Here is a 12378-nt window from a genome sequence, read left to right as displayed (position 1 = left end):
GCACAATGCAGCAGCGTATACTTTTGATCACCGGATGGGGCGGAGGAACCGGCCTGTTACAGCCTGTACAACATAGCCTAATGCAACACGGCATTCAGGTCGATGTCCTGAACATTTTTAATGCGGCGGATCCGGTACAGTTCCAGCAGCAGCTGGAACGGGCCAAAGGCTATAGCGTGCTGATGGGCTGGTCTCTGGGTGGGCAGCTGGCAACCTTACTGGCCGATGCACTGGCGCAATCCGGACAGGCGCCGCAAGCGCTCATTACTTTGGCTTCGAATCCGTGTTTTGTTGCGCAAGACGCGTGGCCCCACGGGATGGTTCCCGAGACTTTTCAGCAGTTTAAACAGGGCTTTGCCAAAGATGCGGCCGCGACCTTAAAACGTTTTGGTTATCTGGTCTGTCAGGGTAGTGCCCAGAGCCGGCAGGATTTACAGAAATTACAAAGTTTAATCCAGCCGCAATCTCTAACCTTGTTAAAACAGGGATTAGCTTTGCTGGAACAGCTTAATCTGGTGACCATCTTAAAAAATTATCCGGCTCCACAATATCATTTGCTGGCACATGAAGATCAGCTGGTTCCTTGCCAAGTTGCAGAAGATTTACAGGATTTAGCTGCAACAAATCTTCAGGTGGAAGTGATTTCTGGCTCGCATGGCATCCCGTTGTTTGAAACAGATGTGGTTACACAGAAAATTATTGACTATTTAAAGCAACTCTCCTGACCCTTCAGCGGAAATGATAATTCCCGCAATTTCTTTTTCTGTGTGGCGGGAGTAAGATCGAGCTCATGCATATTTTAAACCAGACAGGGAGTCCGGGATGACCGATTTATTTGACCAGCAACATCTTTGGCATCCTTATACTTCCATGACCCAGCCGCTGCCGACCTTCAAGGTAAAGCGGGCTTATGGTGCGACCATTGAACTCGCAGATGGCCGCTGTCTGATTGATGGCATGTCATCGTGGTGGTGTGCTATTCATGGCTATAACCATCCTGAACTGAATCAGGCTGTGACCGACCAGTTACAGCAGATGTCACATATCATGTTTGGCGGTCTGACCCATGATCCGGCCATTGAGCTGGGCAAATTACTGCTGCAAATTACTCCACCGAGTCTGGATAAGATTTTCTATGCCGATTCCGGTTCAGTGGCGGTTGAAGTCGCGTTAAAAATGGCGGTGCAGTACTGGACTGCGCAAGGCCAGCCACAAAAAACCAATTTTATTACTCCGCGTTCCGGCTACCATGGCGATACCTGGAATGCGATGTCGGTCTGCGATCCGGTCACTGGCATGCATCAGATTTTTGGTTCAAGTCTGCCGAATCGCTTATTTGTACAGGCACCACAAACCCGCTTTGATGAAGACTGGAACCCGGACGATATGGCCGATCTGGAACAGGCTTTGGCCCAGCATCAGCATACACTGGCCGCACTGATTCTAGAGCCGATTGTACAGGGCGCGGGCGGTATGCGCTTTTATCATCCTGAATATTTGCGTCAGGCCAAGCGTTTATGCGAGCAGTATGGTCTGCTGCTGATTTTTGATGAAATTGCCACCGGCTTTGGTCGTACCGGCAAGTTATTTGCCTGGGAACATGCCGGAGTCGAGCCGGATATCATGTGTATTGGCAAAGGACTGACGGGTGGTTATATGACCCTGTCGGCAACTTTAACCAGCAAGCAGGTGGCAGACACCATCAGTCAGGGGGAAGCTGGCGTATTTATGCATGGCCCGACCTTTATGGCCAATCCACTGGCTTGTGCGGTGGCACTGAAAAGTACTCAAGTCTTGCTGGCGCAGGACTGGCAGGCCAAGATCCAGCAGATTGAACAGCAATTGAAACAGGCTTTAACGCCACTGGCTCAGCTGAGCCATGTACAGGATGTGCGGGTGCTGGGCGCAATTGGGGTGGTTGAACTGACTACGCCAGTCGATATGCAAAGCCTGCAGCAGCAGTTTGTACAGCGGGGCATTTGGGTGAGGCCATTTGGCAAACTGGTTTATGTGATGCCGCCGTATGTGATTTCAGCAGATGAACTGCACTACTTGCTGACCCAGTTGACCGAGGTGGTTCGCCAGATGCAGGAGAATGCCGCATGAGTTTGCTCGACCATTATGCCCAGCAGCTGGAACAGTTAAAACGCACTGCCAATTTGCGCCAGTTTCAGTCCAATCTGCAACATGGCCGCATGATTCAGATTCACGGGCAGCGCATGCTGAATCTGTCCAGTAATGATTATCTGGGGCTGGCCAGCGATGTCAGCTTGCGTGAAGAATTTTTTGATTTAACTCCTGTCACCGAGCGCCGTATGAGCGCCTCATCGTCGCGTTTGCTGACCGGGAACTTCCGGGAATATGAGCAGCTGGAAACGAGTCTGAGTCAGGCCTTTGGCCGTGCCGCCTTGCTGTTTAACAGTGGCTACCATATGAATATCGGGATTTTACCGGCACTGGCCGACAGTAAAACCCTGATTCTGGCCGACAAGCTGGTCCATGCTAGCATGATTGATGGTATCCGTTTATCTTCTGCCAAGGCGGTGCGCTACCGGCATAATGATCTGGCGCATCTGGCCCGGCTGCTGGAACAGTATCATGACGATGCGCAAATTGAACGGATTATAGTCGTGACCGAATCCATTTTTAGTATGGATGGTGATGAAACCGATCTGGCGGCACTGGTGCAGTTAAAGCAGCGTTATCCGAAAGTGATGCTGTATGTTGATGAAGCACATGCCATTGGCGTACGTGGAGAGCGGGGGCTGGGCTGTGCAGAGCAGTATGCGGTGCTGGAGCAGATTGATTTTCTGGTGGGGACTTTTGGCAAGACCTTGGCATCAGTCGGTGGATATCTGATTAGCCATCCGTTGATCCGTGACTATTTAATTAACCGCATGCGCCCGTTGATTTTCAGTACCGCGCAGCCGCCGCTGAATATGGCCTGGACCCGGTTTATGTTCCAGAAGATGTTGCAGATGCAAGCCCAGCGCCAGCATTTACAGCAGATCAGCCAGGAATTAAAAGTGCAGGTTGAAGCCAAAGGCTATGCCTGTCCATCGACCTCGCAGATTGTGCCGGTAATTCTGGGCGAATCGGAAAAAGCCGTACAAAAGGCACAGCAGCTACAGCAGGCCGGGTTTTATATCATGCCGGTACGTCCGCCGACCGTACCGCAAAACAGTTCACGGCTGCGGATTTGCCTGACCGCGCAGATTCAGTCCAGTGAGCTGGCGCAATGCGTGGCGCTGTTATGATGGACAAGTCAGCGATGTCTGTAAATAAATCACAAGTGGCACGGCGTTTTGCCCAGGCGCATCACAGCTATTTGCAGCATGCGGTGATTCAGCAGCAGATTTGCCAGCAACTGGTTCGGCTGATGCAGTCGCATTTGCCGAGTCGAAAACTGGGACGGGTGTTTGAAATTGGCTGTGGTACGGGGGCTTTAACCCGTGCGCTGGAGCAGCACTTTCAGGTGCAGCAGTTGCTGCTTAATGATCTGTATCCGGAAGTCCAGCAGCAACCGTTTTCTACCTCCCGAACCGAATGGTGGATTGGCGATGCCGAGCAGATCGCTTTTCCAGAACAGCTGGATGTGCTGATCTCGAGTTCAGCCTTGCAATGGATGCAGAATCTGCAGCAGCTGTTTGCCAAAATGGCGCATGCCTTAAAGCCTTCGGGCTATTTGTGTTTTTCCAGTTTTGGTCCGGACAATCTCAAGGAAATTAAAGCCCTGACCGGGCAGGGGCTGGATTATTTCAGCCTGCCGGAACTGCGCTGCTGTCTGGAGTCACAAGGCTTCGAAATTGTGTATTTGTCTGAAACCGTCAAAACCCTGGCTTTTGAACATCCTCGCCAGGTGTTGCAGCATTTAAAAGCCACCGGGGTCACGGGTACCGCTTCCGGGCACCGCTGGACCAAACACAGTTTGCAGCAGTTTTATCAGGCCTATCGGCAGTTTTCCCGGCTGAATGTGGCTGGCCAGCAGGAATATCTGCTCAGTTATCATCCGATTTATTGTATTGCACGGAGCACAGGCTAATGGCACAGATCTATTTTGTCAGTGGAATTGATACCGGAATTGGCAAAACCTATACCACCGGTTATCTGGCCAAGGTCTGGAGTGCTGAAGGGCAGCGAACCATTACCCAAAAGCTGATTCAGACTGGCAATACTGATATTTCGGAAGATATCCAGCAGCATCGGGAGATGATGGGCTGTGGCTGGTTGCCTGAAGATGACAGCAAACTGACCATGCCCGAAATTTTCACTTATCCGGCATCGCCGCATCTGGCCACCAAAATTGATGGCCGTGAGATTGATTTCAATAACATCCGCCAGGCGACAGAGCAACTGGCAGCGCGTTTTGATGTGGTACTACTGGAAGGCGCTGGTGGCCTGATGGTGCCGCTCACCACGGAAATGTTAACGATTGATTATATTGCCGAGCAGCAGTATCCGGTGATTCTGGTCAGTTCAGGACGTCTGGGTAGCATTAACCATACCTTATTAAGTCTGGAAGCGTTGATGGCGCGAGGGCTGTCGCTGTATGCGCTGGCCTATAACCTGAAAGATGAATCACAAGATCCGCTGATTTCTAAAGATACCGCTGAGTATTTAAAAACCTATTTGGCTCGGCATTTTCCAGAGGCAAAATGGATTGAGATTCCAGTTTTGGATTAAAACTGTGATAAAAAAAGCCACTCAATTGAGTGGCTTTTTGCTAGGCAGCTTAAAACTTTCTAAAGCTTTTGTTGCCAAATGGTTTGCGTGGCGCATGTTCATCACGCTCTTGACGGCCAAAGCTGTTGCCATTTGGGTTGTCACGGCGGGCAAAGTGTGTGCCATTCTGGTTTTCACGACGTTCACGATTGCCAAAGTTATCATCACGCGGGCCGCGGGTTGAAGACGTTGGCGCTGCTTCATTGTCACGGCGCTGCTGACGCAAGAAACCACCGCGAGGCGCTGCCATCGGTTTTTCCTGCATACGTTCATTACGGCGTTTAGCCATACCGTACAGACCGGTTCCCTGACGTGGTTTCAGCTCAACCGCTTTGGTCAGGTTGTCGATGTCATTCTTGTCCAGTTCCATCCAGCGGCCAGTACGCAGTTCACGTGGCAGAATCACGGTACCATAACGGGTACGTAGCAGGCGGCTAACTTTTAAGCCCTGAGATTCGAAAATACGACGTACTTCGCGGTTACGGCCTTCTTTTACCACCACCTGATACCAGCGGTTGATACCATCACCACCAATTTCAGAGAAGGATTCAAACTTGGCCGGGCCATCATCCAGTACCACACCACGCAGCATGTTGTTACGGATTTGTGGCGTGACTTCACCCATTACACGGACCGCATATTCACGCTCAATTTCATTGGATGGATGCATCAGGCGGTTTGCCAGTTCGCCATCATTGGTGAACAGTAACAGACCGGTCGAGTTGATATCCAGACGGCCGACCATGACCCAGCGATCATTGGCGATTGATGGTAAATGATCAAATACGGTCGGGCGTTGTTCCGGATCGTTACGTGAACAGATTTCACCTTCCGGTTTGTAGTAAATCAGCACACGGCGACGGATTTCATCTTCAATCTGGAAGCTGACTTTACGACCATCGATACGAAGCTCATCGCCTGGTTCAATACGCTCACCCACCTGGGCCACTTGGCCATTGACACTTACACGACCAGCGGCAATGACTTCTTCCATATAACGGCGAGAACCCAAACCAACGCGTGCCAGTACCTTTTGCAATTTTTCACTCATGACAGCATAACCTTAGAAATTATCATCAACAGTTCACCTATTCACGATCTCGGTGCCTGGGCATCGAGGTGCATGAAAGCTTCCTTGGCATCCTGCAGGGGAGGCAATTGACCGACAGAGGTCAGGCCAAATGCATTTAAAAATTGTGGCGTTGTGACTAACAACGCGGGTCTTCCAGGGAGTTCCCGGAAACCGGATTCCTTAATCCAGTTCCAGTCAAACAACGTTCTGAGAATCTGACTGTTGTTTGATACTCCGCGAATCTGTTCAATATCTGCTCGGGTCACCGGTTGATGGTAAGCAATCACAGCCAGTGTTTCGAGTAAAGACGGGGATAAACGGGTTGGTCGTTCCGGCCAGGCCTGTGCAATCAGGGTACGATATTTGGCCCGTACCTGAAAACGGAAACCTTGCGCAGTTTCAACCAGTTCAATAGACCGGCCATGTTGCAGCATGGCCAGTTGTTGTAAAAAGACTTTTAATTCTGCCTTACTATAGCGTGCCTGAAATGCTTCTTTCAGACGTGCCAGCGATACCGGTGCATCACTGGCAAAAATAATGGCTTCTAGCTGCATCAGCACTTCATGATGCTGTTCATCACTGGACATGTTAAGGGTTTGCTCTGACATTAGGCCTGTGCTCCCTGAATGGCCAGCGGTGCTTCGACACCACTGGCAACAATTGCCACTTTTTGCTGACGGGTCAGTTCCAGAATCGCCATAAAGGTCACGACCATGCCCATACGGCCCTGGCACGGCTTGAGCAGCTCGGCAAACGCTAGCACTTCACCGCTTTGCAGCTTTGCTTCAATATAGGCAATCCGTTCTTCCAGTAACACCGGTTCCTGCTGAATTTGGTGAATCACCGGTTCGGGGCGGTTAAATACACAAAATAGCGCATCACGTAACAGGCTGGCCTCATGACCCTCATTACTATACGCCACTTGGCCCAGGCTGACATGGGTATTAAAGGTATCACGCTCTAACACCGGCATTTGCCCCAGACGTTCAGCCGCCTGTTTAATACGTAAATAATTTTCCAGCCGGTCAATCAGTTCCTGCTTCGGATCTTTTTCCAGCTCGCTGATGGCTTTGGGTTTCGGCAGCAGCAAACGCGATTTTAAATCGGCCAGCAGGGCAGCCATCACCATATAATCTGCGGTCAGCTCAATATTCAGGGATTTCATCGCATCCATATAAGCCAAATACTGAGAGGCAATCGGTGCGATATCAACCTGTAGCAGGTCAAAGCCGTTTTTTTGAATCAGGTAAATCAGAAAGTCGAGCGGGCCTTCGAAATGCTCTAACAGAATTTCAAATGCTGCAGGAGGAATATATAAATCCTCAGGAATCGTCTCTTGCCACTCATCCAAAACGCGGATGTGCGGGACTTGGTCCATAGCAGGATGCACAGATTGATTCATTACAGTTTTAGGCCACGCGAATTTTCAAAGGCATGAAAAGAGCTTTACATTCGATCTCACATCGAAAAGAAAGCATGGAGTTAATTGCGCGTAGTTTAATGGAAATTGACCATGAAATAAATTACCCAAATGACTAAAAGCGAAAAAAAGCAAAAGTAGATGGCAATTCTGCAGCGAAAAAGCAGGAAAAATCACGTTCAATACAGTAGAAGATATGGCCTAAAAGCGCATACAGATAAGGGTTTTAGCAAGAAAAACTCACCTCAGATCAAACACGTGATAAAGCGGACTGCTCAAGCTGTTCCAGCAGTTGCTGACACATTTCACGGCTGCACAGGTTCTGGTGGCCTAATCTTAAGGACAGGATATAGGCCTCTTCAACACTCGACAGCAGATGATACACCTGCTGTCCGATAGAGAGCACGGCAGCCGGGTTGGGTATTGCATCCAGCAGTAGAACCTCAGCTTCCAGAGACCAGGGTTGGGTCGCATAGATTAGCTGGCTTTTTGGAAACTCGCGCAGATTCAGCAACAGATAAAATAAATCCATACCGTTTCCTCCTGAGGTGGCGCTGAGCGCCGTTATTCAAACGCGCTTACATCACCAATACCACGACGGATAATTTCCGGCTGGTCACCAGATAAATCGACAATACTGGTGGTGGTTAAAGTCCCCAGGCCACTATCAATAAACACATCAATTCGTTTACCAAGCTGCATTTCAATATCATAAGGATCATCCAGTGGATCATCCTGCCCCGGTAAAATCAGGGTGGAGGTCAAGAGCGGTTCATCCAGCTCTTTCAGTAACATTTGGCAAACCGGATTGCTCGGAATACGCAGGCCAATGGTTTTCTTTTTCGGGTGCATCAGACGGCGCGGCACTTCACTGGTGGCCGGTAAAATAAAAGTGGTTACTGCCGGGGTATTGTTTTTTAGCAGGCGATACATGGCATTATCGACCTTGGCATAAGTGGCAATATCGGACAGGTCACAACATAAAATTGCATATTGATGTTTAGGGCTAAGACCACGAATCTGGGCAATCCGTTCCATGGCTGCTTTATTCCCAATCTGGCAGCCAATCGCATAGGCTGCATCGGTAGGATAGACCACCACATCGCCGGCACGAATCCGTTCTACTGCCTGACTAATTAAACGGGGCTGAGGATTTTCAGGATGAACTCTTAAATGCAGCATATTCTTTTCTCCTGATCTGATGATGATTCGCTTTTCAGACCATTGTACAAAGCTCTGTGTATCCAGAGCGTTGATTTATGTAATTTAATCAAGCATTTCTCTTGCAAATTCATCGCTATGTAAGCTTTTGCCATGCCGGGTACATAAACAGATACAGTCAATAAAGCGTTTGGCATCGCGTGGCAGTTTGGCTTCACCACGAAAATAACGCTGTACCTGGGCATAAACATTGTCTTTAAAGCAGGCACCATCGCCGCCTTCACCGGTCAGGTTATCTAAAGAAACCCGGAATTTGCGTCCAAATGCAGTGGCAAACATCCATTCAATCGCTTGCGGCTTGATTTCGACCTGCTCAAACAGGGCCTGCTGCTCAGCCGTGCGGCCATCGGGGGCATACCAGTAGCCTAAATCGGGCTGTTTACGGCGTTCCTCACCGGCAATGGTCCAGTGACTGATTTCATGCAGTGCACTGTTAAAGAAACCATGCGCAAACTGGATGCGAGCAGGGGTGTCTGCGGTGGCGGGAAAATACTCCGGTTCAAAATCACCACGCACCAGGTTGACATTGTGGTGGGAAAACCAGTGATTAAAGTGTAAGATGAGCCAATCGACGTATTCTGATTCTGTCGATAATTTCAACCAGTCCGAGAGTTGCACTTGGTCAGGTGAAATGTCAGAATCGAGCGTTGAAAGTGTGCTAACGAGTGATGAAACATTCACTTCTGTTTGCGGCTGCAACAGATGCATGACTTAATTTACCCAATTGGTCTGTCTAAATAAGTACAAAATTGTATCTTAATCTTTGACAGAGTACTGATGAATTTGTAGAATTGCCGCCTTAATTATGTCAGCAAATACCTTTCCGGCACAGATTGAGCCGTTTAAATGGGCTGAACAGGGCTTTACATGGTCAGGTACCCTGCCATTGTCTCGCTTTGCTCGTATTGCTCGTGAAGCTGTTGGATCAATTGATGATCAATTGATTAACATAGACTGTAAGCTATCAATGGATGCCTATCATCGCATTGCATGGCTAGATGGTCACGTTGAAACACAAGTTCCAATGGAATGCCAGCGCTGTCTGGATACCGTGGAAATTGACCTTGTTTTAGACTTCCATTTAGCGCTTGTAGATGATGAGTCACTGATAGAGCGCTTGGATGAGGATGCTGATTTCATTGTTCTGGGTGAAAGTGAAGCAACCAGCAAAGGTGATTATGATTCACCGGCGACGGCTGATTTACTCGCACTTATAGAAGATGAACTGTTATTGTTGCTGCCTTTGTCGCCTAAGCATGACGCTTGCGAACACAAGCATCAACCTGCCGTTCAGAACGATGTCGAAGAAAAACGGGATAATCCGTTTGATGTTTTGGCAAGTTTGAAGGGTAAACTTAACTAAAAATTATGTTATAATTTTGCGTTAAGACAACTGAATTTGTTCTGATCCATTTTTTCGATCTTTGTAAGGAGCCATCATGGCCGTTCAGCAAAACCGTAAAAGTCGCTCTCGCCGTGACATGCGCCGTTCACATGACGCTTTAACCGAGAATGCATTAACTGTAGACCAAGCTACTGGTGAAACTCATCGTCGTCACCACGTATCTAAAGATGGTATCTACCGTGGTCGTCAATTATTCGCTAAAGCAGCTGATGCTGAATAATTGTTGACAAGCATTAAGCGTCAAGCTTAGTGGAAAAAATGGGAGCGTAAGCTCCCTTTTTTTGTTGTTTTTCGCAATTACTTCACCCGAAAAATAGTGTTAAATTTTCGCACCAACGATCAGCTTACATAAAAAAGAACTGTTGAAGGGGCGTACCCTGTTTAAAACAGCTCTACACGAAAGGATTTTTATATGTCTGCTACACGATTCGAGCAAGCGACAAAAACTGCATTTGTGTTTCCTGGACAAGGTTCACAAAAAGTCGGCATGCTGGCAGAACTTGCAGAACAGTTTGCTGGTGTGCGTGAAACTTTTGCGGAAGCATCGGCCGCAATCGGTTTTGATTTATGGCACATTGCGCAAAGTGGTGAAGGTTTAGATCAAACAGAATTTACCCAGCCGGTTTTATTGACCGCCAGTATTGCGTTATGGCGTGTCTGGCTGGAGCTGGGTGGTGTAGCACCCAAATATCTGGCAGGCCACTCTCTGGGCGAATACAGCGCGCTGGTGGCAGCGGGTGCGTTATCACTGGGTGATGCCGTGAAGCTGGTGAATTTGCGTGGCAAACTCATGCAGTCGGCTGTGCCACAAGGCCAGGGCGCTATGGCGGCCATTTTGGGTCTGGGAGATGCCAAAGTGATTGAACTGTGTGCGCAAGCTACCGCACAAGGCACCGGTTCAGTTGAAGCAGCCAACTACAATGCCCAAGGTCAGGTGGTAGTTGCTGGTGATAAAGCAGCGGTAGATGCAGTCATCGCACTCGCCAAAGAAAATTCAGCCAAAGCTATTGCGCTTCCGGTGTCAGTGCCATCGCACTGTTCACTGATGAAACTGGCTGCAGAACAGTTCGCACAAGCTTTGGAACAAACTGCCATTGAGCTACCAAGCATTCCTGTAATACAAAATGTGGGCGCAGCTGTAGCAACTGATGTTGCTCAATTGCGTCAGGCTTTGACTGCTCAATTGTATCAGTCTGTGCAATGGACAAACACCATGCAGTACCTGCAAGACCAGGGCATTCAGTACATTGTTGAATGTGGTCCAGGAAACGTATTGGCGAACCTTGCAAAACGCTTACCTCACATAGAAAAAGCATTCCCGATTGACAGTAACAGTCGTCTGGAGGATGCCTTAAATGCCATTTTAGTGGCTGAAGGGAAAATTGCATGACACAAGAACGCAAAGTCGCATTGGTGACAGGTGCAAGCCGAGGGATTGGTGCAGCCATCGCTCAGCAGCTTATTCAAGACGGTTATTTTGTGGTTGGGACAGCAACTTCTGAAGCAGGTGCAGAAAAACTGAGTACAGGCTTTGGTGAACAGGGTGCGGGTAAAGTCCTGGATGTACGTAATGGCGAGGCAATTGATGCGCTGATTTCGGACATTGAACAAAACTATGGTCCGGTACTGGTCTTGGTGAACAATGCCGGTATTACCAAAGATAATTTGTTACTGCGTATGTCTGAAGATGACTGGGATGATATCCTCAACATTCATCTGAAAGCCGTTTACCGTTTGTCTAAACGTGTACTGAAAGGCATGACCAAAGCGCGTTTCGGTCGCATTATTAATATTAGTTCAGTGGTGGCACACTTTGCCAATCCGGGACAGGCCAACTACTCTGCGGCCAAAGCAGGGATTGAGGCATTTAGCCGCAGCCTGGCCAAGGAAATGGGCAGCCGTCAAATTACGGTTAACTCTGTTGCACCCGGTTTTATTGCAACAGAAATGACCGAACAGTTAAGTGAAGAAATTCGCAAAAAAATGAGTGAGCAAGTGGCATTAAACCGTTTAGGTGATCCACAAGATATCGCCAATGCAGTGAGTTTCTTGGCTTCTGACAAAGCAAGTTACATCACTGGTACAGTGTTACATGTAAATGGTGGTTTATACATGAATTAAGCTCATGTATAAACTTTCAAAAACTTATAGATTCAATTAAACTAACGGCATTAAAAACGCCACAAGCAATGAGGAGAATTCCTGTGAGCGATATCGAACAACGCGTTAAACAAGCGGTTGCTGAACAACTTGGTCTTAAAGCTGAAGAGATTAAAAACGAAGCATCTTTCATGGATGACTTAGGTGCAGACTCTCTGGACCTGGTTGAACTTGTAATGTCTTTCGAAAATGATTTCGACATCACAATTCCTGATGAAGATTCAAACGAAATTACAACTGTTCAATCTGCAATTGACTATGTGACTAAAAAACTTGGTTAATTAAAGATTTTTAGCAGATGCTAAGAAAAGCCACCCTTTTGGGTGGTTTTTTTATGGCCGGCCGAAATTACATAAGCTTACTTTTATCTAACCAAGC

Annotated in this window: 16 protein-coding genes; 10 read left to right on the top strand and 6 right to left on the bottom strand. The window is 48.2% G+C overall.

Annotation, left to right across the window (positions count from 1 at the left end; genetic code table 11):
• Window positions 1-5: 5 nt before the first annotated feature.
• The 5 genes from FTU50_RS04760 to bioD all read left to right on the top strand — a co-directional run bounded on the left by FTU50_RS04760 (window position 6) and on the right by bioD (window position 4683).
• The gene (locus tag FTU50_RS04760; protein WP_180046432.1) at window positions 6-725 is read left to right on the top strand and encodes an alpha/beta fold hydrolase; all 720 of its coding nucleotides are present in this window, start codon (window positions 6-8) and stop codon (window positions 723-725) included.
• A gap of 97 nt (window positions 726-822) precedes the next feature.
• The gene (gene bioA / locus FTU50_RS04755) at window positions 823-2106 is read left to right on the top strand and encodes an adenosylmethionine--8-amino-7-oxononanoate transaminase (RefSeq protein WP_180046430.1); all 1284 of its coding nucleotides are present in this window, start codon (window positions 823-825) and stop codon (window positions 2104-2106) included.
• Complete coding sequence (locus FTU50_RS04750; RefSeq protein ID WP_180054483.1) at window positions 2103-3257, top strand: 8-amino-7-oxononanoate synthase; 1155 nt, start codon at window positions 2103-2105, stop codon at window positions 3255-3257. The genes bioA and FTU50_RS04750 overlap by 4 nt, the downstream gene beginning before the upstream one ends.
• A complete protein-coding gene (gene bioC / locus FTU50_RS04745) occupies window positions 3239-4042 on the top strand; it encodes a malonyl-ACP O-methyltransferase BioC (protein WP_257222835.1) in 804 nt (267 codons plus the stop codon). The genes FTU50_RS04750 and bioC overlap by 19 nt, the downstream gene beginning before the upstream one ends.
• Entirely contained in the window at window positions 4042-4683 is a 642-nt protein-coding gene (bioD, locus tag FTU50_RS04740) for a dethiobiotin synthase (protein WP_005175948.1), read from the top strand. The genes bioC and bioD overlap by 1 nt, the downstream gene beginning before the upstream one ends.
• A gap of 49 nt (window positions 4684-4732) precedes the next feature.
• Here bioD and rluB read toward each other — a convergent pair whose 3' ends face one another.
• The 6 genes from rluB to FTU50_RS04710 all read right to left on the bottom strand — a co-directional run bounded on the left by rluB (window position 4733) and on the right by FTU50_RS04710 (window position 9143).
• Window positions 4733-5773 carry a 23S rRNA pseudouridine(2605) synthase RluB gene (gene rluB, locus FTU50_RS04735; RefSeq protein ID WP_180069519.1) on the bottom strand — a complete coding sequence of 347 codons (1041 nt, stop codon included), beginning with the start codon at window positions 5771-5773 and terminating at the stop codon, window positions 4733-4735.
• A gap of 41 nt (window positions 5774-5814) precedes the next feature.
• Window positions 5815-6381, bottom strand: a complete 567-nt coding sequence (gene scpB / locus FTU50_RS04730; RefSeq protein ID WP_370459243.1) for an SMC-Scp complex subunit ScpB — start codon at window positions 6379-6381, stop codon at window positions 5815-5817.
• Between the two features lie 20 nt (window positions 6382-6401).
• Window positions 6402-7196, bottom strand: coding sequence for a ScpA family protein (locus tag FTU50_RS04725; protein WP_180054481.1), 795 nt, complete (start codon window positions 7194-7196; stop codon window positions 6402-6404).
• Window positions 7197-7464: 268 nt separating this feature from the next.
• Complete coding sequence (locus tag FTU50_RS04720; RefSeq protein WP_160241554.1) at window positions 7465-7746, bottom strand: hypothetical protein; 282 nt, start codon at window positions 7744-7746, stop codon at window positions 7465-7467.
• Between the two features lie 32 nt (window positions 7747-7778).
• Entirely contained in the window at window positions 7779-8396 is a 618-nt protein-coding gene (locus FTU50_RS04715) for an L-threonylcarbamoyladenylate synthase (RefSeq protein WP_075167569.1), read from the bottom strand.
• Window positions 8397-8480: 84 nt separating this feature from the next.
• Window positions 8481-9143, bottom strand: coding sequence for an elongation factor P hydroxylase (locus tag FTU50_RS04710; protein WP_016659870.1), 663 nt, complete (start codon window positions 9141-9143; stop codon window positions 8481-8483).
• A 97-nt stretch (window positions 9144-9240) separates the two neighbouring features.
• Between FTU50_RS04710 and FTU50_RS04705 the strand changes: the two genes are divergently transcribed.
• The 5 genes from FTU50_RS04705 (at window position 9241) to acpP (ending at window position 12281) form a co-directional block, all read left to right on the top strand.
• On the top strand, window positions 9241-9798 hold the full coding sequence (locus FTU50_RS04705; protein ID WP_005175975.1) for a DUF177 domain-containing protein: 558 nt from the start codon (window positions 9241-9243) through the stop codon (window positions 9796-9798).
• A gap of 76 nt (window positions 9799-9874) precedes the next feature.
• On the top strand, window positions 9875-10060 hold the full coding sequence (gene rpmF / locus FTU50_RS04700) for a 50S ribosomal protein L32 (protein WP_005175977.1): 186 nt from the start codon (window positions 9875-9877) through the stop codon (window positions 10058-10060).
• Window positions 10061-10252: 192 nt separating this feature from the next.
• Window positions 10253-11230, top strand: coding sequence for an ACP S-malonyltransferase (gene fabD, locus FTU50_RS04695; RefSeq protein ID WP_180054479.1), 978 nt, complete (start codon window positions 10253-10255; stop codon window positions 11228-11230).
• Entirely contained in the window at window positions 11227-11961 is a 735-nt protein-coding gene (gene fabG / locus FTU50_RS04690; protein ID WP_045796367.1) for a 3-oxoacyl-ACP reductase FabG, read from the top strand. Before fabD ends, fabG begins: the two co-directional genes overlap by 4 nt.
• An 83-nt stretch (window positions 11962-12044) precedes the next feature.
• Window positions 12045-12281, top strand: coding sequence for an acyl carrier protein (gene acpP, locus FTU50_RS04685; RefSeq protein WP_001279871.1), 237 nt, complete (start codon window positions 12045-12047; stop codon window positions 12279-12281).
• The last annotated feature ends 97 nt before the right edge of the window (window positions 12282-12378 follow it).

Origin of the sequence: Acinetobacter sp. YH12112 (assembly GCF_013418945.1) — a bacterium.
Classification (GTDB): domain Bacteria; phylum Pseudomonadota; class Gammaproteobacteria; order Pseudomonadales; family Moraxellaceae; genus Acinetobacter; species Acinetobacter indicus.
This window is presented reverse-complemented; position numbering and strand designations above follow the sequence as displayed.

Bases quoted from the DNA above. Each gene is read 5' to 3' on its own strand.
- FTU50_RS04710 (WP_016659870.1), bottom strand. From the start codon at position 9,143: ATGCATCTGTTGCAGCCGCAAACAGAAGTGAATGTTTCATCACTCGTT.
- rpmF (WP_005175977.1), top strand. From the start codon at position 9,875: ATGGCCGTTCAGCAAAACCGTAAAAGTCGCTCTCGCCGTGACATGCGC.
- FTU50_RS04720 (WP_160241554.1), bottom strand. From the start codon at position 7,746: ATGGATTTATTTTATCTGTTGCTGAATCTGCGCGAGTTTCCAAAAAGC.
- fabG (WP_045796367.1), top strand. From the start codon at position 11,227: ATGACACAAGAACGCAAAGTCGCATTGGTGACAGGTGCAAGCCGAGGG.
- bioD (WP_005175948.1), top strand. From the start codon at position 4,042: ATGGCACAGATCTATTTTGTCAGTGGAATTGATACCGGAATTGGCAAA.
- FTU50_RS04760 (WP_180046432.1), top strand. From the start codon at position 6: ATGCAGCAGCGTATACTTTTGATCACCGGATGGGGCGGAGGAACCGGC.
- rluB (WP_180069519.1), bottom strand. From the start codon at position 5,773: ATGAGTGAAAAATTGCAAAAGGTACTGGCACGCGTTGGTTTGGGTTCT.
- FTU50_RS04705 (WP_005175975.1), top strand. From the start codon at position 9,241: ATGTCAGCAAATACCTTTCCGGCACAGATTGAGCCGTTTAAATGGGCT.
- FTU50_RS04725 (WP_180054481.1), bottom strand. From the start codon at position 7,196: ATGAATCAATCTGTGCATCCTGCTATGGACCAAGTCCCGCACATCCGC.
- FTU50_RS04715 (WP_075167569.1), bottom strand. From the start codon at position 8,396: ATGCTGCATTTAAGAGTTCATCCTGAAAATCCTCAGCCCCGTTTAATT.
- bioA (WP_180046430.1), top strand. From the start codon at position 823: ATGACCGATTTATTTGACCAGCAACATCTTTGGCATCCTTATACTTCC.
- scpB (WP_370459243.1), bottom strand. From the start codon at position 6,381: ATGTCCAGTGATGAACAGCATCATGAAGTGCTGATGCAGCTAGAAGCC.
- bioC (WP_257222835.1), top strand. From the start codon at position 3,239: ATGCGTGGCGCTGTTATGATGGACAAGTCAGCGATGTCTGTAAATAAA.
- FTU50_RS04750 (WP_180054483.1), top strand. From the start codon at position 2,103: ATGAGTTTGCTCGACCATTATGCCCAGCAGCTGGAACAGTTAAAACGC.
- fabD (WP_180054479.1), top strand. From the start codon at position 10,253: ATGTCTGCTACACGATTCGAGCAAGCGACAAAAACTGCATTTGTGTTT.